The organism is Bacillus sp. AR4-2, from assembly GCF_008274865.1.
GTDB lineage: Bacteria > Bacillota > Bacilli > Bacillales > Bacillaceae_G > Bacillus_A > Bacillus_A cereus.
On sequence record NZ_CP031062.1, the window covers coordinates 2062326 to 2084152 of the forward strand.

Here is a 21827-nt window from a genome sequence, read left to right on the forward strand (position 1 = left end):
GATTGGGAGAAATGGTAGTTGGGATCGTACTAGCGGCAGTTGTCATACTACTTTTACTTATTACGGTAGTAAAATGGCATCCATTTGTCGCATTAATTTTAACAGCAATTGGTGTAGGATTAGCAATGGGAATGCCTTTAATTGGAACTTCACCAAAAGATCCAGGGATTATTGATTCTATTAAACTAGGGCTTGGTAATACGTTAGGGTTTTTAGCAATAGTTTTAGCACTAGGAACGATGCTTGGAAAAATGATGGCCGAATCTGGTGGTGCTGAACGTATCGCTAACACATTAATTAATCGTTTTGGGAAGAAACGAGTTCACTGGGCGATGATGTTCGTTGCATTTTTAGTAGGAATTCCGGTATTTTTCCAAGTTGGATTTGTACTATTAATTCCGTTAGTATTTACAATTGCGTTAGAAACTGGGGTATCACTTATTACAATTGGTATTCCGCTAGTAGCAGGACTGTCAGTCGTACACGGACTTGTTCCACCGCATCCAGCGGCAATGGCGGCAGTTGGTATTTTTAAAGCAGATGTAGGGAAGACAATTTTATATGCGTTAATTGTCGGACTTCCAACTGCAATTATTTCAGGTCCACTTTACGGGAAATGGATTGGTGCTCGTATACATAAGGAAGTACCATTAGATATAGCGGAGCAATTTGTTGAAAAAGATAATAAAAAAGAGCTTCCTAGCTTTTGGAATACATTGTTTACAATTTTACTTCCCGTATTTCTTATGCTTGGTGCATCAATAGCAGAAGTTGCATTAAATAAAACGAGTCAACTAGCACAAGTATTACACTTTATTGGAGATCCGATTGTGGCTTTATTAATTGCAACCATTTACTCTTTCTTTAGTCTTGGATATGCAAAAGGTTTCTCAAAAGATAAAGTGTTACAATTTACAAATGATTGCCTTGGACCTATTGCAAACATATTGTTAGTGATTGGTGCAGGCGGCGCATTTAATAAAGTATTATTAGATTCTGGAATTGGAACGACAATTGCAGATATGGCGAAAGAATCACATATTTCACCGATATTATTAGGGTGGGGAATTGCGGCACTAATCCGAATTGCAACTGGATCGGCAACTGTTTCTATGATGACAGCAGCTGGTATTGTTGCGCCGATTGCAGCAAGCACACCAGGTGTAAATGTTGAATTATTAGCACTTGCAACTGGTGCAGGGTCATTAATTTTATCACACGTGAATGATTCAGGATTTTGGATGATTAAAGAGTATTTCGGAATGACTGTGAAAGAAACATTATTAACATGGACTGCAATGGAGACTATATTATCTGTAGTAGCACTTGGGCTAATTTCGATATTAAATATATTTGTATAGAATAGGAGATTAATTAATATGAAACTAGGTTTAATTGGATTAGGAAAAATGGGATTCCCATTAGCTGAACACTTATATGAAGACAAGCATGAAGTAGTTGTATACGATGTAAATAAAGAGCTTGTTGAAAAGGCAGGAAAACTAGGAATTACTGCACGTCATACATTAAAAGAAATGATTGCTGAACTAGAAGCTCCTCGTACAATTTGGGTAATGGTGCCTGCAGGAGAAGTTGTAGAGTCAGTATTAAAAGATGTGTATCCGTTATTAGATGAAGGTGATATCGTTATTGAAGGCGGAAATTCATTCTATAAAGATACGTTACGCCGTGCTGAAGAAGCAAAAAGCTTCGGATTACATTATGTAGATATCGGTACATCAGGCGGTGTAGAAGGAGCTAGATACGGTGCTTGCTTAATGGTTGGTGGAGAAAAAGAAATTTACGACCAATTAGAATCTTTATTTAAAGATTTAGCAGTAGAAAATGGCTATTCTTATGCTGGCCGTGTTGGTAGTGGTCATTTCTTAAAAATGGTTCATAACGGTATTGAGTACGGCATGATGCAAGCAATCGCTGAAGGATTTGAAGTACTAGATAAGAGTGACTTTGATTTCAATTATGAAGATGTTGCAAAAGTATGGGCGAACGGATCAGTTATCCGTGGTTGGTTAATGGACTTAACTGAAAAAGCATTTGCAGAAGATCCGAAACTAGATGGCATTAAAGGTGTAATGAACTCTTCAGGAGAAGGAAAATGGACTGTTGAAACTGCACTTGAACTTCAAGCTGCAGCACCAGTAATCGCTATGTCATTATTTATGCGCTATCGTTCTCAGGAAGATGATACATTCCATGGAAAAGTAGTTTCAGCACTACGTAATCAGTTCGGTGGACATGAAGTTGTGAAAAAATAAGGATGTTTTTGAAAAGAAACTTGTGCATAAGCGCAAGTTTCTTTTTTATAGTTTAAGAAACTACTAATTTAAAAATACCAATCAATCATCGTTTTTTTGTCACAAATGATAGCTTCAACGTTCATTGAATGAACAATATATTCTATATTTTCTTCTTTAGCTAATAATAAGGTTGTAAAGGAATCGTATATACTCATAAACGCATACTCATTATCTTCGCCAGTAATAATTAACTCATTATTGCTAATGTCCCAAATATCTAATGGAGTAGTATTATTTACCTGTAATAATCCGTTTGTATCAAGAATTGGTTCAGAGAAATATAGATTTTTTGCACCTTTAGAACCGAGGAGTTTAAGTAATTTGTGTAATAAAAATATAGACGTATAATCTTCTGTTGGATAATACAGATCTTTTTTTAAGTTTGAATGTAGCTTTTCAGCTAAATCCTCTCTTTTATATTCTTCTGAAAGGGCACTAATGGAAGTCAACATGGCCATTGCTAGGTCTGCGTATGAATGTAATCCACTACAAGACATCATTTCCTTCCAAGAAACGGATTTCCCATTATAAATGATTTCTTCAGCGCTAGGATAGATGTGCTCATATGGTCTTTTTCTCACAGACCTTTCCCATCCTAAAGGCATTTGGATAAAAGGATGTAGCAATATAGCTGCAAATTTAAAGTTTCTTGGTAGTTGTTCTAAAATTGGTGATTTGTCATCTAGCCAAATGTAATCCAACAAAATATAACCTCCTCTTAGACTTTGAAATGTACGGATTCCCGTATTATGTTTTTTGTATTGATTGTATCAAATATAAAGCGAAGCATGAAATATGTCCCAACATAAAAGTAAGAATAAATAAAATGAAGTTTTCATAAATAGTAAAAGGGTGCTTATGTCATCAGTATAGCTAAGAAATGTTGTTACATATGAGAAGAGCGTGTTAATAAAATATGAGGTGGTTAAATGGGAAATGAGCAAGTGAAGTCTGTAAAGGAAGAAAAAAAGTTATGTCTTTGTATGATCGTCAAAAATGAGTCTAGAATTATGGAAAGATGTTTAAATGCAACAAAATCAATTGTAGACTTTGTTTCTATTTGTGATACTGGATCGACGGATAATACGCCTGAAATTATTGAAAATTGGTGTAAGGAAAATAAGATACCTGGGACGGTTCATCATGAGCCGTTTAAAAACTTTGGTTATAACAGAAGCTTAGCTGTTTCGTTAGCGCAAAAAACATACCCAGAAGCAGATTATTTATTAATATTAGATGCGGATATGATTTTAGAGGTTGATCCGAATTTCGATAAAACGAGCTTAACGGAAGATCATTATCTTACATTGCAATATGATGTTCATATTAAATATTGGCTTACACGTCTTTTGAAAGCTTCTTTACCATGGAAATCTGTCGGTGTTACTCATGAGTATTGGGATATAGATCGCTCAAAAGTTGGAGCGAATTACAATACGAAGGTAGATCGGTTAGAGACTCTTGTCGTGAATGATCCCGGAGATGGCGGGAGTAAAGCTGATAAATTTGAAAGAGATGAGAGGTTGTTGTTACAAGGAATAAACGACCCAGAAACAACGCCAGATTTGCATATAAGATATTTATTTTATTTAGCTCAGACTTATTTTCATTTAAGTCAATTTGAAGATTCGATTAAATGGTATAAAAAACGAGTGGAAGCAGGGGGTTGGGTTGAAGAGGTATTCTATTCGTTATTGCGAATAGGATTTTGTTATGAGCAGTTAGCAAATCGTTCAGCAAATAAACAAAATGAAGTGACAGATGCTGATGAAAAAGAAACTGTTAAAGGGCAAGAAGAGCAATATTTAGCGTTAGCTGTTTTTTATTTTCAAAAAGCGTGGGAATATAGACCAACCCGGGCTGAACCATTATACCAACTTGCAAGATTGTATCGATTACGATCTCAAAACAATATTGCTTTGATGTATGCTCTGCAAGGGAAGGAAATTCCTTTTCCAAAGGATGATCTACTATTTGTAGATTATCATGTGTATGATTACTTATTTGACTATGAAATTTCTATTAGTGCTTTCTATATACCTCATAAAAAACATTTAGGGGCGGTGTCGCAAAAGTATTTGGAATCGATAAAAGAAAAGATTCCATTTCATATAGCAAATATAGTAGAGAATAATGCGAAATTTTATTAAATACATTTTCGATTAAAGGAGTAGTGGAGTAATCATGGAATTAATGCGATGGGCGATTGAACTAGGAGAATCGGTGCATGGAAATACGTATGAAGAATTGATGCCACTACTAGACTATTATTATGATCGTGATCATTTAAAAGCGTACTGTATCGCAAATCTTCTTTTAAACATGGATGTATTAGATGAAGATCGGGAAAGAATCGAATTAAGAAGATGCATCGCTGCTTATTATGCTGGATTATATAAAGTAGCAAGAAAACATGCAAATGAGTTGGTACTTAAACATCCGGATGTAGATCTATATAAAAATAATTTAAGATTAATGGAAGTTTATTTGAATAAAGAATATGATTATTGTCTTTTTATATGCCCAAAGACATACGGTAGTTTCATAGATGTTGCGCGAGCTTTAAAGTGGCGGTTGGAGCAGGAGGGAAATACAGTAATTATATCAGAAACAATACTGGGAAATGTAAAGAATACAGTTGTTTTTGGAGCCCATACATACGCATATAACCCGAACCTTCTTCCGAAAGATGCAATTATTTATAATTTAGAACAGCTATACGAAGGAAGTCCATATGCGCATCCCCTTTATTTAATATTATTAAAAGATAGAGTGATTTGGGATTATAGTAAACAAAATATAGAATGGCTTAAACAAAAAGGGGTAGGAAAAGAAATAAAACATGTAGAAATGAACTATGCTCCAACTTTGGAAATAAAAAAAGATGCGTTTGAAGATGAGATTATTGAAGATATTGATATTCTGTTTATAGGTGCTCTTAATCCGAGGCGACAAGCTATTTTTGATCATCTAAAAGCGATTGCCCCGAATTTAAATATAGTTTTTAAAAATAATGCGTGGGGAATTGTTCGAAATGAATTGATTGCTAGAGCTAAAATTATATTAAATATTCATTTTTACTTATCAGGAATTCTTGAAACACCTCGCGTATCTTATGCAGTCGCAAATAAGAAATTTATTATTTCCGAAAATAGTAATCCAGAAGATGAGGTAGAGTGGCCAGGAATTGTATTTACTCCGTACGAAAAAATAATTGAAAACGTAATGAAATATATAGAATTACCAGAAGAACGGAAAAGATTAGCGGAAAAAGCATATAATCATTTTGAAGCAAATGAAAGTTTAGGTACATTGAGCATGAGAGATGAATCAAAGTAATTGTACGAAACTCATACGAAAGTATGAGTTCTTTTTTGTTTATCATACTATTTTATGAAACAAGTTAACTCTTTATATTGTGTTTTGTATAGAAATTTCTGATAATATATAAGTAGAACTTGAAAACAAAGGGGAGAAATAATCATGAAACTAGTCGTTATTAACGGTACACCAAGAAAATTTGGTAGAACTCGCGTGGTGGCAAAATATATTGCGGATCAATTTGAAGGGGAATTATATGATTTAGCAATTGAGGAGTTACCTTTATACAATGGAGAAGAGTCGCAACGTGATTTAGAGGCAGTAAAAAAATTAAAAACGTTAGTGAAAGCTGCGGATGGGGTTGTATTATGTACACCAGAATATCATAATGCGATGAGCGGTGCGCTGAAAAACTCTTTAGATTACTTAAGTAGTAGTGAATTTATTCATAAACCAGTTGCGTTGTTAGCGGTTGCTGGTGGCGGTAAAGGTGGAATAAATGCATTAAACAGCATGCGAACGGTCGCTAGAGGTGTTTATGCAAATGCAATTCCAAAACAAGTTGTGCTTGATGGATTACATGTGCAAGATGGTGAACTTGGGGAAGATGCAAAACCATTAATTCATGATGTAGTTAAAGAATTGAAAGCATATATGAGCGTATATAAAGAGGTGAAAAAACAACTAGGAGTGGAGTGATATGTCCTCACTTTATCATGATTCTCGCTTGTATTACATTCTAGGAGCCAATAGTCTATCTGCTATTGGTTCCGGAATTGTTATGATAACGATTCCTTGGCTGTTAATTAAAGAGAGTGGAGGAGAGACAACATTTGGTTATGTTTCTATCATTGCAACCCTCATTATGTTTTTATTAACACCATTCATTGGGCAAAGTATTGATCGTTTTTCAAGAAAATCTTTATTGCTATGTAACGAAGGAATCGGAATAGCCGTAATCGGAATAATGGTTATATGGGGATTTGCTGGGCAACCTTATCATTCTATCCACTATATTCTTATTTATATAGCCGGATCATTCTACTATTTATTATTTTATCCTACAATATTTGCGTTCAACCAAGAGATATTTCAAGCAGAACATTATAAAAGTTTAAGTGGAACGATGGAAATACAAGGACAGTTAACACAAGTTATTTCTGGAGCGGCCGCGAGCTTCTTAATTGAAATTGTATCTTTGAAGTGGATTTTGTTAGTAGACATGTTAACTTTTGCTGGAGCATTTTTTCTTTTCTTATGTATACCGTACGTAAAGAAAAAAGAAGTGAAAAGAAAAATAACATTTAAGAAGCAATTGTTTGAAGGAATTCACTTTATGAAAAAACGTCCTAAGCTCTTTTGGTTCTTACTGGCCACTTATATGCCGTTTATAGGTGTTATGATGGCAAATTATTTAATACCAGTTTATATTTCGGATATACTTAAAGCCAATGCCTCTGTATACGCAATAGAGGGGATGATGTACGGGGTTGGAGCGGTTGTTGCAGGAATCTGTATTCCACTCATAATGAAATATATCAAAACAGAAGTTTCAATCGTTATGACGATGTTCATTTATGTAATTTCAATTACCGCAATGATTATTGAACCTTCCGTAATTTTCTTATATGGACTTGCAATTTTTCATGCAGTTGGAAATGCGGGTACAAGAGTGGCGAGAAATGTATTGATGATGGAGGAAATTCCAAACGAAGTAATGGGACGTGTAGACAGCTTATTTCGCCTAATTGGTACTGGAATACGAATTGTATTATTAATGCTGTTTACAGCGGGTGTATCTAAAGCCGGAGTAATGCTTCCGTTTTACGTATTAAGCTGCATATTGATCTTCTCATTAGGAATCGCTATTTATTATGTACTATCACAACGTAAAGTAGCGGCGAATGTTTCTAATAAATCAATCGTTTAAAAAAACACTTCTGCCGCCCTTTCTTTTTCTGTATAATAAAAAGAAAGGGAGTGCAAACTTATTTATGAACAAATGGATCTTTCTTATCATTTTATTATTACCGCCACTATACATCATTTATATGACGTTTAGAATGAACAAAGTTGCTCGTGAAAAGTTGAGCTATCACTCTCCGTACGTTCTTATACTGGGTGCAAAGTTATTTGGAGATAGACCGTCTTTATCTCTTCAAAATCGTTTGGATGTAGCGTTGGAGTATTTATTTTCACATCCTGAAGCGAAAGTAATTGTTTCAGGTGGTCAAGGAGAAGATGAAGATATACCGGAAGCTCACAGCATGAGAAACTATTTAATGGTACACGGTATAGATGAGAGTCGTATTTTAATAGAAGATCAATCTACAAATACGTATGAAAACTTAAAGTTTAGTATGGATTTATATAATGTGAAACATGCGGTAGTTGTAAGTAATACGTATCATTTATATCGAACGAAAATAATTGCAAAGCGTTTAGGCATGAAGATGGAGGCACTAGCTGCTGAAACGCCAATTCGTTCTAAGAGAAAAATGTATGTTCGCGAATATGCTGCTATTATGAAAACAATATTGTTCGACCGTTAGAGCTCAAATGTGAGCTCTTTTTTAATTTAAAAGCGTATCATTTGAAATGAATGCCATATTCCATCAAAATAAAGGAAACAACATTAAAGGAGTTGTATTTGTGATTCAATTTAATCATGTGTCAAAATCGTATGAAGATGGCACGAAAGCAGTGGATTCATTGCATTTAGAAATTAAAAAGGGAGAATTTTTTGTTCTCATCGGTCCGAGTGGATGCGGGAAAACAACGACAATGAAGATGATTAATCGTTTAATCGAAACGACTGAAGGATCGATTTTAATCGATGGAAAAGATATTCAACAATATAATATAAACGAATTACGTTGGGATATAGGATACGTGTTGCAACAGATTGCTTTGTTTCCTCATATGACAATTGCTGAAAATATTGCAGTTGTTCCTGAAATGAGGCAATGGAGCAAAAAAGAAATTAAAGCACGCGTCGATGAATTGTTACATATGGTTGGATTAGATCCGGATATTTATCGAAATCGTATGCCTGATGAATTGTCAGGAGGACAAAAACAACGTGTCGGTGTCGTGCGAGCATTAGCTGCAAACCCGAAAATCGTTCTTATGGATGAACCATTTAGTGCGTTAGATCCATTAAGTAGGGAACAGCTTCAGAAGGATATTGTACAGTTGCAAAAAAAGATTCAAAAAACAATCGTATTCGTAACACATGATATGCAAGAAGCATTATCACTTGGAGATCGCATTTGTATTATGAAAGAAGGAAAAGTTGTTCAACTAGATACACCAGAAGGAATTATACATAATCCGAAAAATGAATTTGTAGAGGAATTCATTGGAAATCGTGGGCGAACTTGGTATGAGGGGAAAAGTATAGCAGATGTATTGCCGCTCGATCAAAGTGTGCAATTAGAAGGGCAGGCGCTATCATTACATTCTTCTTTACAAGAAGCGTTAGTTCGTGTGCGTGATGAGGAGGTCGTTCCAGTTGAAAAAAACGGTCAATATATTGGAACGTTAACAAGTCGTCATATTGTCAATTACATTGTTGAACAAATGAAGGAAAGAGGCTAAACAGTGACTAATTTTATACAAACGTTCCAAGAACGAAAAATAGAATTACTAACTGCATTAAGTGAGCATTTACAAATATCGCTTATTTCATTATTTTTTGCAGTAATTATAGCGGTGCCACTTGGCATCTTATTAACAAGAAAAGAACGAATGGCTGAATTTATAATAGGAACTTCTGCAGTAATGCAGACAGTGCCATCACTTGCATTACTCGGACTATTAATTCCATTAGTAGGAATCGGAAAACTTCCAGCGATTATCGCATTAGTTGTGTATGCACTATTACCTATTTTACGAAATACATATACAGGAATAAGGGAATTAGATGAATCTCTAATAGAAGCCGCGAAAGCTATGGGGATGAATAGTTGGAGAAGATTGTGGAAGGTAGAACTTCCTCTTGCATTGCCTATCATTATGGCTGGTATTCGTACAGCTATGGTATTAATTGTTGGAACGGCTACATTAGCAGCTCTCATTGGTGCTGGTGGGCTCGGTAAGCTTATACTATTAGGTATAGATCGAAATGATCATGCACTTATCATTTTAGGGGCCGTACCAGCCGCGTTACTCGCTTTATTCTTTGATATAGTACTTCGCATACTTGAACGACCGAAACGCTCTTCTAAGCGTGTTATATTGACGATATGTATTGTTTGTATAATGATTGCTTCTCCATTTCTTTGGAGTACAGAAAAGAAAGATATTGTTATTGCGGGCAAACTTGGATCAGAACCTGAAATTTTAATTCAAATGTATAAGCAGCTTATTGAACAAGATACAGATTTACACGTACAATTAAAACCAGGTCTTGGAAAAACAGCATTTGTATTTGAAGCGTTGAAATCAGGGGAAGTAGATATATACCCAGAATTTTCAGGAACAGCTTTATCTACTTTCGTGAAAGAAGAACCAAAGAGTACAAATCGTGATGAAGTATATGAGCAGGCTCGCATTGGAATGGAAAAGAAATATAATATGATTATGTTGAAGCCAATGGAGTATAACAATACATATGCACTAGCTATGCCGAAAAAAATAGCAGATCAAAAGAATATAAATACAATTTCTGATTTAGGGAATGTTGCGCAGGAAGCCAAAGTAGGATTTACATTGGAATTTGCTGATCGTGAAGATGGTTATAAAGGAATGCAAAAATTATATAACTATAAGTTCTCGAATGTTAAAACGATGGAGCCGAAGCTGCGTTATAGCGCAATTGAATCTGGAGATGTTAACGTAATTGATGCATATTCAACAGATAGTGAATTGGAGCAATACGGACTGAAAGTGCTGAAAGATGATAAAGGGTTATTCCCACCTTATCAAGGAGCACCATTATTAAGAAAAGAAACGTTACAGAAATATCCTGAACTTGAAAAGGTATTAAATAAATTATCTGGAAAGATTACAGATGAAGAAATGCGAAAAATGAATTATGAAGTTAACGTAAATGGTAAAAGTAGTGAAGAAGTCGCAAAACAATTTTTACAAAAAGAGAAGTTACTTCGTTAAATTTACAAGAAATATACAAATTTATATGTTTGAAATGACCGTTCATTACAAAATGAGCGGTTTTTTTGTGCATACTTATACATTTTTTCAAAAAAGTATTCCATTTTTGCTCATTTTCTTTTAGAATAAGTAATGTTTTCCTGAAAAAATATAAGAGAAACGTCTATTAGAGAAAAAGGTGACTTTAATAGTTGAACGAACATAACACCTAGAATGACAGATGGGGTGGTACAAATAGAAAAGAAGTTAGGATTTTTTCCATTAATCGCATTAGTAGTTGGAACAATGGTTGGTGGCGGTGTTTTTAGTTTACCGCATGATTTAGCAGTAGGAGCAAACAGTGGTGCAATAATAATTGGCTGGTGTATTACAGCGATGGGAATGATTCCACTTGCGCTCGTATATCAAACGTTAGCAAGACAAAAACCGGAACTTGAAGGTGGAATTTATAGTTATGCACGTGCTGGTTTCGGTGAATACATTGGATTTAATAGTGCTTGGGGATATTGGCTAGCAGGAATCTTAGGTAATGTCGCAACAATTATGTTACTGTTTAGTACATTAGGTTATTTCTTTCCAATTTTCAAAGGAGGAAATAATGTTGCGTCTATCGTTGGGGCATCACTTTTATTATGGACACTTCATTTTTTAATTTTATTTGGAATCCGTGAAGCTTCTATTATGAATGTGATCGCAACAATAGGGAAGTTAGTTCCAATCGTTTTATTTATTGTTGTAATGGTAACAGCCTTTCGCTGGGACACATTTACACATGATTTTTGGGGAGAAGGAACGATCTCACTTTCCGCTATACTTGGTCAAGTGAAAAATACAATGCTTGTAACACTTTGGGTTTTCATTGGAGTTGAAGGAGCGGTTGTATTATCTGGAAGAGCGAAGAATAGTCGAGATGTTGGTAAGGCAACAGTATTGGGACTTATTTTAGTAATGTCCATTTATATTTTAATTTCTGTCCTGTCAATGGGAGCTATGACAAGAGGCGAACTTTCTGTGTTAGAAACTCCGTCAATGGGACATGTATTAGAGCACGTTGTTGGTCCATGGGGTGCAGTTGCGATTAACATCGGATTAGTTGCTTCACTTGTCGGTACATTAATTGGCTGGTTTTTACTTGTTTCTGAAATTTCTCATGTAGCAGGAAAAGATGGCGTATTTCCGAGAGTCTTTACGAAAACAAATAAGAAGCAAACACCGCACATGGCATTATGGATTTCAAATGGTGTTGCCCAAATTATATTTATCATCGTTTTGTTTTCGGAATCAACATATCAAATTATGTATTTCATTGCATCAACATCAATTTTATTACCATATTTATTATCAGCGTTATTCCAATTTAAATTAGTCATTACAAACGAGTTAAAAGACGCTAAATTAAAAAATGGAGCGTTAGCTTTAATTGCTTCTATTTACTCTGTATGGCTTCTTTATGCAGCTGGTTTAAAGAATTTACTACTCGTTTCAATTGTGTATGGAATTGGAATTATTGTTTACACGTTTGCAAGAAAAGAACAAGGGAACCGTTGCTTTGTAGGTGCAGAGAAGTATGTGATGTGGGCAATTATTGTTGCGGCTATCACATCCATATATATGTTATTAACTGGAAATATAAAAATGTAAAAAGTCCTTTTCATTTAAAGGGCTTTTTTCTTTGTTTAGAGAATATTTACTACATAAGATATTCAGGAGGGATGAGAATGGAAGAAAAAGAACAGTTGTCTAGAATAATTGATTTAGCTAGTGAGTTAAGGAAAGTATTAGTGCAAGAATCTTTTTTTAATCATCATCCTGAACTAAGAGGAGTCATTGAAAATTTAGCAAGTTCTGTTGAAAATTTGGCGGAATTACAAATAAGTAAAGATGAAAACGCTGAAGATCGATTACGTTACGTACTTGCGAAAATGAAAATTGCTCATAATGCAATTTTACAAGAGAAAAAAGCATTTCCTTCTCATTAATATAAGTTTTTATTTTGAACCTGGCGGATAACGTCAGGTTTTTTATTTCTAGTTTTTCGTTTCTTTCATACACTAAGAATAGTATGAAAAAAGAAGGTGACTAAGGTGAAATTACATAAAGCTCTTCAGCCAAGTTTTATAAAACGAATGTACTATATGAGATTTTTAGGGAAATTTACAAAAGCTGAGAAAGAGAAGAGTGGAGAGAATTTTTTTGTACAATGCTTATCGCCAATACCATTCACTTTACAGGAACAATTTATAAATGAACCATATGTATTTGAAGGGTTATGTAGCAATAAAAAGAATGAAAAAATCTTTTCGGAATTAAAGAAGAGGAAATTAGAAAAGCAATTAGTAATGTTTCGTCTTTATTATGAAAGAGGAAATGTATACGTGGAGTTAATATGTACAGAAGAACCGAAAGAAATAGCAAGCAGCTATAAAATGATTCCGGCACCTAAAGTTACAAATCATAAAAAAAGAGAATCTTTAGAGCGAAAACTTAGCAACGGTTATTTATCATTTCTTATGCCAAAATTTCCGAAAGACTTTGAGCCTCCTGAATTATTGTGGCACGATGGAAGACTGTACGGAAACATATCCCTAAAGTCATCAATTAGCTCAATCGCCTATTTTGAACAGAAACGTGAATGTAAATATATAAACTGCAGTGACTGGACGAAGTATGTAGAAATAGCGGTAGAAGATCAATTATATTTTGTAAGTGATTATGTGTATGAGCAATTAAAAAAACGAATGCATGAAGAAGGTAAGCTAGTTGAAGTAGAGGATATAAAAATACAAAAAGATGAATGGGAATGGGATGAGCGTGAATCGTCCTTTTTACAGTATGTACAAAGTATGGTGCATAATAAAGGGTTATATTTGGATGAAACGGATATTTATAATTTCCATATAAGTGTAAAAACAAATATGTTAACGATTCTTGGTGGTATACCGGGCGTTGGAAAATCACGTTTTGTGCAAACTTATGCAGAAGCATTAGGGTTACAGTATGGGGAAGAGTTGGTTTGGATTCCAATTTCGCCATCGTATCAAGAACCACATGATTTACTTGGTTACCTTCATCCAAATGGTACTTTTATTGAATCTGAAGCGAAGTTAGTTAGGACGTTAATGAAGGCGAAAGAAAATCCAAATCAACTGTATATAATCGTTTTTGATGAAATGAACATGTCTCATATTGAGCATTGGTTTACTCCGTTTCTATCTGTTCTTGAACTTGAAACAAAAAATCGTATTTTAAACTTGTATGAGGGTGTACAGGACATAGAGAATTCAATTCCATCAACAATTGAAATTGGAGAAAATATTATATTTGTAGGTACTGTAAATTTTGATGAAACAACGAAAGAGCTCTCTGATCGATTATTAGACCGAACGAACCTAATAACGTTACAGAAAATTCCGTTTTGTGAGATGGGCATGGAACAGGGGAAAGTCGTATTACATCCACCTTTGAAAGTAACGGCGGGAGAATTTCGGATAAATTGGATGAGAAATAAAGCGATGATTGAAGTGTTTTCTGAAGAAGAATTAGAGCTATTAGATAAGTTGCATGTCGTATTGTCATCACATGACGCGTCTAAGGGAATTTCTTTCCGATGTGCAAATGCAATTGCGACTTATTTGCAAAACATACCGTTTCAAAATAACCATACCTATATGATTAGTAGAGAAGAGGGGTTTGATTTACAAATAAAGCAGCGTGTATTGACGAAAATCAGAGGGACCGAAATGATGGTTGGGCCTTTACTTTCTGAAGAAGCAAAAAGGGGGGCGACCTTAGTACCTCTTTTGCAATCTACACTTGCAAACAGAGTATCTACATTTGAACACTCTTTAGCATATATACGAGAAAAACGTAGAGAACTGGAGTTGTATGGATATGCAAAATGAAGGGCGTTATGAAACAAAAATCGTTGATACGAATGAAACGCTCCCTTTTGTATTAAAGTTAATCATTGGAAATGAAGGGAAAGGAGATTATATTTTATTAAATCGTCTTTGTACATCTACTACAGCATTAGTTCAATGTATTTATAAAGTACAAGAATTAAAACCAATAAGATTACAGTACAATTATGAAATCCCAATGAATATTACTTTTATATGGAATAAAGTATATGAGGGACAGAAAAATATAAAAGAGGCTCAATATGAAATAAATGAAAAAAAACAAAGAGTATTAATATATGAACATGGGAAAACAGAATTCTTTTATCCATGGCGCTGTGGTCTATACCATTTTGAAGTGCGTATAGAAGATACAACGTATTATGGCGCATTTCAAATCGTACCGAAAAACTTTTTTGATGATCAATTTGAAATGATTCAAGACTATGTGAAGTCAATTTTAAATGAGTTGATTTTGGATAGAGGTTACTATAAAAAGACCTTCTCTGCACTTAGCGATATTGAGGATTCTTCTTATTTAGTGTTACTTAGAAAGTTACCGCAAAAAATGAAAATGATAAAGCAAATCTTTAAGAAAATAGAATCAAGCTCAACTTTTATAAATGAATATAAATGGGAAGGAAAAGAGCGAAAGCCAACAAGAAAAGGAACTATAGTGGCAGAACGAAAACCTTATGCCAAACATTATAATCGTAAGTTTATGGAACAAAAAAATAGTAAGGAAAATGCATTTCTTAAATATAAAGCGATGCAATTTTATCATTATTTAATTGAAGCTAAAAGTTTTTTACGTCAAACAATAGAAATCTTAGAAAGAGAAAAAAAGAAAAAATCAGAAGAGTTTCAAGCTGTAAAAACGATTATACAAACAATTGAGCGTAATGGATCAGTAACCGATAGAGAGAAGCAAAAATATAAAAATATACATTTACTAAAAGAAGCCGATTTACGAAAGAGCTCAATGAAAATACAAGAATATAAAATATTGGCGCATATTGTGCATGAAAATGTACAATACTTTCAAATGTTAATGCACTCTTCATTTTGGAGGGAAGTTACTGAAACAAGTAACATGAACTTACATGATTTACCGATACCACATCAACAATTACTACATCATTTAGAAGTACTCCCGCAATATACGGATCAATCTCCATCATTATTATTTGTTTATAAGCCAACGTTTTTAGTGTATGAATATTACGCTTTTTTTATCGTTATTTCACTTTTAGAGCAAATTGGTTTTGAGGCTAGAAACTCCATCCGTGAACAAATACAAGAACATTTTTATGTAGATGGATTACAAGATGGAACGACAGTAGTTTTAGAACGAGATGATATAAAGGTGCATGTCGCATTTAATGACTTAATTGAAACACATCCTCTTATTGCATTAAGTAAAGGTAGTAATTTTTACAATGGTGAGGATACGAAGAAGCCAGATATTCGCTTAGACTGTTATGTAAAAGAAGATGGGAAATACGTATATAAATCTTCTATTATTATTGAAGTGAAGTATAGTCCAATGTACAATATTTTTCAGCACGTCGGAAATACGAAAGCAACTGAGCAAATGTATAAGTACTGGTCTATAAAGTATGTAGAAGAACAGGATGGAAAGCGAGTCTATTATCGAAGGTCAATTTATGAAGTCATTTGTGTATATCCAGGAAGCCATATGCATAGTAAAAAAATTGAGTCTGGATGCGGTGTTTTCTTGCAGTTATATCCATATAAGACGAAACAAGGGGAAGAGAAATTAGCTGGAAAACATGGGATGGTACAAATTTTTGAAAAATGGCTAAAAAGCATTAAGAAGTAAAAGAAATCCTTTTTCATAAAGGATTTCTTTAGATTAAGAAGAATTATATGCTGTATGGAAAGAAACGTAGTGTAATTGAGATTTGAAAGGTGCTACAAATGTGTTATTAAAAGGAATGTGAGCGCGGGATAAAAGTCGATTAAATTGGAATCTAATTCATTTTGCAGAATATAATAAGTCATAAATATTTTTAGTTGCATACGAAGATTTGTTCTTATATGATAGATAGTGAAAGCGTTATCAAAAAACAGAGCGGCGATGGGAAAGGCGGTTAAATATGTTCCAGCGTGTTCAAACAAAGGAAGAACATTTTGGGTTCGAGCAACTATGGGGAGATTTTTGTGAAGAAAGAAACTTAATGTTCGTAGAACGTAATTTAAATCCATCACGATTTTTATTAATAGAAGATGAACATCCTATTGGTACAGTAGAATGTATTAAGTATACGGTACCTGAACAATCAAATTCTGAGTTTTTCTATCCGTTTTCTAAAAATGATTTAGTAAAAGATTTGAAGAATGTATATGAAATAGGCAAGTTAAGTATTTCGAAAACGTCTCGTGGAAGAGGACATTTCAAAAGGCTAACAGCTATTTTATTTATACATGCGTTAGAAACAAAAGCTGAATGGTACATTGCAGCAGTAACAAAAAGAATGTATATGTATTTACTTACACTTGGTTTTCCAATTGAACCAATAGATAATCCTTTTCAGTTTCATGATACTTTACAAGGTGTACCAGTAAGAATTCATGCTCGAAAAGGGGTTACGCATTTGTATTCTTTAAAAGAATTTCGTGATGTGATTCAAGGGAATGCTCATGCACAGGCATTAATTACAGAATACAGTAAAAATATTATGTTAACGAAATAAAGCGAAGTGAATATGTATAATAAAGAGAATAATATTTGTATAGGATATAACTCTTCATTAAAAAAGACCCTTATTATTTTAATAAGGGTCTAAAAATTATAATCCAAATATACTAAAAATCATTTTGCGGCGCTTCGGTTTCTTTTCTCGTTCATATGTTGGTTTTGAATCCGGAGTAATATAAATGGGTTCTTCTTTCGTTAGGGCAGCTTCTAACTTTTGAATTCGCTCTAACATTTCCTCCATTTCACGACGGTGTTGTAAAAGTTGGTACGTGACGACATCATTTGCCTTATCTTGCATTTGTTCTTCCATTCGATCAAGTCTTCTCGTAATAGTGTTTAATTGATTAGCTAATTGCTCAAAATCATTCGATGATATGTTTTGAACAATTGTATTAACTTGAGTTTTTAATTCCTCAACTTCATTTGAGGAAGCCTTTTGAGTAGATTGAGAATTTTGAGATTGCTCTATTTGAAATCGATGGTGTTCTAACATTTGATCGACATCCTCTTGTGTGAAAATAAAGTGGCCATATTTGTTTTTCTCTATCGTAAGATTTAATTGTTGTGCGATCCGGACAACAGCCTTTGGGCTAACACCTAATTTCTTTGCGATAAATGGTGTTTTATATTCCAAAATAATCCCTCCTATATATATCCTGTTGAATGATTTCGAGCTATGAAGTAAGTTCCCTTCTAGTGCGACAAAAGAAGTGTGGAATCGGCAAAGAAAGTGTTTTTTCACGAAATTGAGTTGAGGAGAATAGTTCTTTTAAATAAAAATGTCTTATCGTAACATTTAGAATAATTTGACGAGTGTAAATGAATTAGATTATCATAATGATAAATATCTTTTTTATGTATGCATATAATATATAAAAAGGTGGTTGCTAATGTAGAATTTTGTTAGAGTATTAGAATGCTTACTTCACTTGAATAAAATTAAGTAGGAGGTGGCTTCCTTGCTTACAAAGTAAGTAAGGAAAAGTATTTGGACATATATAGTATAAGTATAGTGATTGTTTTAATTGCCTTAACGGCATTTTTCGTTGCAGCAGAATTTGCAATTGTTAAAGTGAGAAGTTCACGAATTGACTATTTAATTGCAGAAGGAAATAATCGTGCAACATCGGTCAAAACAGTCATTACAAACTTAGACGAATATTTATCTGCTTGTCAGCTAGGAATTACTGTTACAGCTTTAGGAATTGGGTGGTTTGGTAAACCTGCGTTAAAGCAAATGTTTGATACGCTTTTTGCAAATTGGAATATCTCTACTCAACTAGCAGACATTTTTGCTGTAATTTTAGTATTTTTGTTAATTACTTTTTTACATGTTGTAATAGGGGAATTGGCCCCAAAAACATTTGCAATTCAAAAATCTGAACAAGTGAGTTTGCTTGTTTCTAAACCGTTAATTTTCTTTTATCGTATTGCATTCCCATTCATTTGGCTATTAAATGGTTCAGCTCGAATCATTACGAAGCTGCTAGGGCTGAAACCGCCGAAGGGGCATGATGAGGTTCATTCAGAAGAAGAATTACGGTTGTTAGTTTCAGAAAGTTATAGAAATGGTGAGATTAATCAATCTGAATATAAATATGTGAATAAAATTTTTGAATTTGATGATCGGATTGCAAAAGAAATAATGGTACCTCGAACTGAAATGAATATTATAAGTAAAGAGATGCCTGCTGAAGAAGCTTTGCAAAAAATGTCTCGTGAAAAATATACAAGGTATCCAGTTGTTGATGGCGACAAAGACCACGTAATAGGTTTTGTGAATTTTAAAGATATTTTTACTGAATTTGTACAACATAAAGCTGTTAATAAGAAGACAGTAGAGCAATATATGAGACCAATTATTTTAGTTATCGATTCTATTCCAATTCATGATTTGTTTTTGAAAATGCAAAAAGAAAGAACACATATTGCTATATTGATAGATGAATATGGTGGAACATCTGGACTTGTTACTGTTGAAGATATTCTGGAAGAAATTGTTGGAGATATTCAGGATGAGTTTGATACGGATGAGCAGCCAGAAATTCAACAAGTTAGTGAAACGAAGACGATACTAGAGGGAAAAGTACTTGTTAGTGAAGTGAATACGTTATTTGGTTTAGGGATTGATGATGATGGTGTTGATACAATCGGTGGTTGGATTTTAACGAAGAATATAGAGATTGCTGAAGAGGATTCCATTGAAATTGAAAATTATAAGTTTTGTGTGAAAGAATTAGATGGACATTATATAAAAAGATTAGAAGTTACAAAGATAGTAGAATCGATTGTTATTTTAGAAGATGAAAAACAAATTTCGTTACAAGAGCAAATTAGCTCGTAAACTCTGCTATATAGCAGAGTTTTTTTGAGCATAATGTTTTTTGAGGGATAAGGGCTATGATACAATGACATAAGTCAAACCTTTCACTAGGTGAAGTATTGTTGTATACATATATTTGGAAGGAGCAGAAGTATGAAAAAGCATTTATATATAAATGGAGATTGGAAATCTGTAAACACGTATAAACCATTATACGCACCATATTCTGAAGAAACATTAGCGGAAATTGCACAAGGCACGGAAGAAGATGTAAAAGAGGCTGTTACCGCTGCAAAAAATGCAATGACAAAAATGAATACATTATCTGCATATGATCGTGCGACTATTTTAGAGAAAGTTGCACAAAAAATGGATGAAAGAAGAGAAGAATTTGCAGAGATTATTGCAAAAGAAGCTGCAAAACCAATACGTGCTGCAAGGGGAGAAGTAGATCGTACTGTTCAAACATACAAATTTGCAGCTGAAGAAGCGAAGCGTATATATGGTGAGACATTGCCATTAGACGCCGCACCTGGTGCAGATGGGCGTATTGCATATACAATCCGAAAGCCGATTGGGGTTATAGGGGCTATTACACCATTTAATTTCCCATTAAATTTAGTAGCGCATAAAGTTGGACCAGCAATCGCTGCCGGAAATACAGTTGTATTAAAGCCAGCTGATCAAACGCCATTATCATCTTATGCATTAGTTGAGTTATTTGAAGAGGCAGGATTGCCAAATGGAGCTTTAAATATCATTTCTGGCCCTGGCTCCACGGTTGGTGAGGCAATCGTCAAAAATGATTACGTTGCTTCTATTACTTTTACCGGAAGTCCAAAAGTTGGAATCGGAATAAAACAAAAGGCTGGGCTAAAACGAGTTACGTTAGAACTAGGCTCAAATGCTGCTGTTATCATTGATGAAGATGTAGAGTTAACAGATGAAATAATTGAACGTGTAAAATGGGGAGCATTTGTTAATAATGGGCAAGTTTGTATTTCAGTACAACGTGTTTTTGTACATGAAACGAAAATGCATGAATTTCTTTCGAAGCTAAAGAAAGCGATGGAATCAGTTGTTGTTGGTGATCCACTGCTTGAGGAAACGGATGTATCCGCTTTAATTTCAAAAAGAGATGTAGAGCGAATTGATATGTGGGTTCAAGAAGCAATTAAGGAAGGAGCAACTGTTTTATGCGGTGGTAAGAAGCGGGATGCAAGAATTTTTGAACCGACTGTATTAACAAATGTTCCAGATCATGTATCTGTGCAGTGCCAAGAAGTATTCGGTCCACTCATGACAGTAAATACATTTAAAGAATTTGATGAAGCGATTGAGCAAGTAAATAATTCGCGTTACGGCTTACAGGCAGGAGTATTTACAAATAATTTATTTAAAGCAATGCGTGCAATTGATGAGCTAGAGGTTGGTGGTGTCATGATTAATGATATTCCAACGTTCAGAGTAGATCATATGCCTTATGGTGGTGTGAAAGAAAGTGGCACGGGACGCGAAGGAATTAAATATGCAATAGAAGAAATGACAGAAATGAAATTAGTATGTATTAAAAAATAAAGTGGAAAAACTTAAAACTTGCACTAAAAAACGAGTAGGAAATGTTTACGATTCCATACTCGTTTTTTACGCTTCTAGTAACTATTTAATTAAGTGTAACTTTTACTTCATTTCTTGTTTGAAAATAGTATCTTCTACATAAATTTGTTCTTTATCTATAGCAGTAGCATGAGTTAATACTAAACCGATTGGTGTTTTTGTATCTTTATTTTGAACAATTGTAAAAGGAACATTTTTTTCGTTTGCTAATTTAATGTATTTTGATAAATGTGGGTAAGCAATGCCACCATTTAGGAGGAGTTGTAATGATTGAGAAGAGCGCATGCTACCCGCCACTTCAGAGTATACATTACTTTGCATTACTTGACCGATTGTTAAAGCGATTTCCACACGCTCACGTAATGTAGTTAAATACATATTACGTTCTTCTGGTTTGTTTTGCTTTTGGCCGTAAATGCCTTCTTGGAGATAATCTTCCACATTTTTATTTACCATATTTTTCACACCTTTCATTTTCTATTGTACGCAAGAATTAAAAATGATGCAAAAAA

The 21827-nt window shown here is 34.0% G+C and carries 19 protein-coding genes; 16 read left to right on the forward strand and 3 right to left on the reverse strand.

The genetic code is table 11. The features are described 5' to 3' along the window. Nucleotides 1–11 precede the first annotated feature (11 nt). Together DN399_RS10740 and gnd are read left to right on the forward strand one after the other, a co-directional pair. The gene (locus tag DN399_RS10740) at nt 12–1361 is read left to right on the forward strand and encodes a GntP family permease (RefSeq protein WP_000260208.1); all 1350 of its coding nucleotides are present in this window, start codon (nt 12–14) and stop codon (nt 1359–1361) included. 18 nt (nt 1362–1379) lie between these two features. Further along, entirely contained in the window at nt 1380–2276 is an 897-nt protein-coding gene (gene gnd, locus DN399_RS10745) for a phosphogluconate dehydrogenase (NAD(+)-dependent, decarboxylating) (RefSeq protein ID WP_006925155.1), read from the forward strand. A 68-nt stretch (nt 2277–2344) separates the two neighbouring features. Here the strand turns inward: gnd and DN399_RS10750 are convergent, their stop codons facing one another. After that, the gene (locus tag DN399_RS10750; protein ID WP_179953530.1) at nt 2345–3022 is read right to left on the reverse strand and encodes a DUF2711 family protein; all 678 of its coding nucleotides are present in this window, start codon (nt 3020–3022) and stop codon (nt 2345–2347) included. A gap of 225 nt (nt 3023–3247) precedes the next feature. Between DN399_RS10750 and DN399_RS10755 the strand changes: the two genes are divergently transcribed. From DN399_RS10755 to DN399_RS10810, 12 genes are all read left to right on the forward strand, one after another. After that, the gene (locus DN399_RS10755; RefSeq protein ID WP_149149546.1) at nt 3248–4468 is read left to right on the forward strand and encodes a glycosyltransferase; all 1221 of its coding nucleotides are present in this window, start codon (nt 3248–3250) and stop codon (nt 4466–4468) included. Nucleotides 4469–4502: 34 nt separating this feature from the next. Next, the gene (locus DN399_RS10760) at nt 4503–5657 is read left to right on the forward strand and encodes a CgeB family protein (RefSeq protein ID WP_149149547.1); all 1155 of its coding nucleotides are present in this window, start codon (nt 4503–4505) and stop codon (nt 5655–5657) included. Nucleotides 5658–5801: 144 nt separating this feature from the next. Beyond that, nucleotides 5802–6338 carry an NADPH-dependent FMN reductase gene (locus DN399_RS10765; RefSeq protein WP_000780355.1) on the forward strand — a complete coding sequence of 179 codons (537 nt, stop codon included), beginning with the start codon at nt 5802–5804 and terminating at the stop codon, nt 6336–6338. Between the two features lies 1 nt (nt 6339). Next, on the forward strand, nt 6340–7569 hold the full coding sequence (locus tag DN399_RS10770; protein WP_000097159.1) for an MFS transporter: 1230 nt from the start codon (nt 6340–6342) through the stop codon (nt 7567–7569). A gap of 64 nt (nt 7570–7633) precedes the next feature. Continuing rightward, nucleotides 7634–8191, forward strand: a complete 558-nt coding sequence (locus DN399_RS10775) for a YdcF family protein (protein WP_001045713.1) — start codon at nt 7634–7636, stop codon at nt 8189–8191. Between the two features lie 100 nt (nt 8192–8291). Then, nucleotides 8292–9239 carry an ABC transporter ATP-binding protein gene (locus tag DN399_RS10780; RefSeq protein WP_000614085.1) on the forward strand — a complete coding sequence of 316 codons (948 nt, stop codon included), beginning with the start codon at nt 8292–8294 and terminating at the stop codon, nt 9237–9239. A 3-nt stretch (nt 9240–9242) separates the two neighbouring features. Continuing rightward, on the forward strand, nt 9243–10754 hold the full coding sequence (locus DN399_RS10785) for an ABC transporter permease/substrate-binding protein (protein WP_000181014.1): 1512 nt from the start codon (nt 9243–9245) through the stop codon (nt 10752–10754). 213 nt (nt 10755–10967) lie between these two features. Next, nucleotides 10968–12395, forward strand: a complete 1428-nt coding sequence (locus tag DN399_RS10790) for a basic amino acid/polyamine antiporter (RefSeq protein ID WP_000129451.1) — start codon at nt 10968–10970, stop codon at nt 12393–12395. A 77-nt stretch (nt 12396–12472) separates the two neighbouring features. After that, nucleotides 12473–12733 carry a hypothetical protein gene (locus DN399_RS10795; RefSeq protein WP_000391445.1) on the forward strand — a complete coding sequence of 87 codons (261 nt, stop codon included), beginning with the start codon at nt 12473–12475 and terminating at the stop codon, nt 12731–12733. 105 nt (nt 12734–12838) lie between these two features. Beyond that, nucleotides 12839–14656, forward strand: coding sequence for an AAA family ATPase (locus tag DN399_RS10800; RefSeq protein WP_000766194.1), 1818 nt, complete (start codon nt 12839–12841; stop codon nt 14654–14656). Further along, nucleotides 14646–16496 carry a hypothetical protein gene (locus DN399_RS10805; protein ID WP_001178737.1) on the forward strand — a complete coding sequence of 617 codons (1851 nt, stop codon included), beginning with the start codon at nt 14646–14648 and terminating at the stop codon, nt 16494–16496. Before DN399_RS10800 ends, DN399_RS10805 begins: the two co-directional genes overlap by 11 nt. Before the next feature lie 277 nt (nt 16497–16773). Continuing rightward, on the forward strand, nt 16774–17370 hold the full coding sequence (locus DN399_RS10810; protein ID WP_000487796.1) for a hypothetical protein: 597 nt from the start codon (nt 16774–16776) through the stop codon (nt 17368–17370). 96 nt (nt 17371–17466) lie between these two features. On the opposite strand, the gene racA is transcribed toward DN399_RS10810, so the two are convergent. After that, nucleotides 17467–18009 carry a chromosome-anchoring protein RacA gene (gene racA, locus DN399_RS10815; RefSeq protein ID WP_000456023.1) on the reverse strand — a complete coding sequence of 181 codons (543 nt, stop codon included), beginning with the start codon at nt 18007–18009 and terminating at the stop codon, nt 17467–17469. Nucleotides 18010–18363: 354 nt separating this feature from the next. Here racA and DN399_RS10820 point away from each other — a divergent pair, with 354 nt between their 5' ends. Together DN399_RS10820 and DN399_RS10825 are read left to right on the forward strand one after the other, a co-directional pair. After that, on the forward strand, nt 18364–19719 hold the full coding sequence (locus DN399_RS10820; protein WP_000356250.1) for a hemolysin family protein: 1356 nt from the start codon (nt 18364–18366) through the stop codon (nt 19717–19719). 132 nt (nt 19720–19851) lie between these two features. After that, entirely contained in the window at nt 19852–21276 is a 1425-nt protein-coding gene (locus DN399_RS10825) for an aldehyde dehydrogenase family protein (RefSeq protein ID WP_000716459.1), read from the forward strand. Nucleotides 21277–21378: 102 nt separating this feature from the next. On the opposite strand, the gene DN399_RS10830 is transcribed toward DN399_RS10825, so the two are convergent. Continuing rightward, nucleotides 21379–21771, reverse strand: coding sequence for a YueI family protein (locus DN399_RS10830; protein ID WP_000247558.1), 393 nt, complete (start codon nt 21769–21771; stop codon nt 21379–21381). Nucleotides 21772–21827 lie beyond the last annotated feature (56 nt).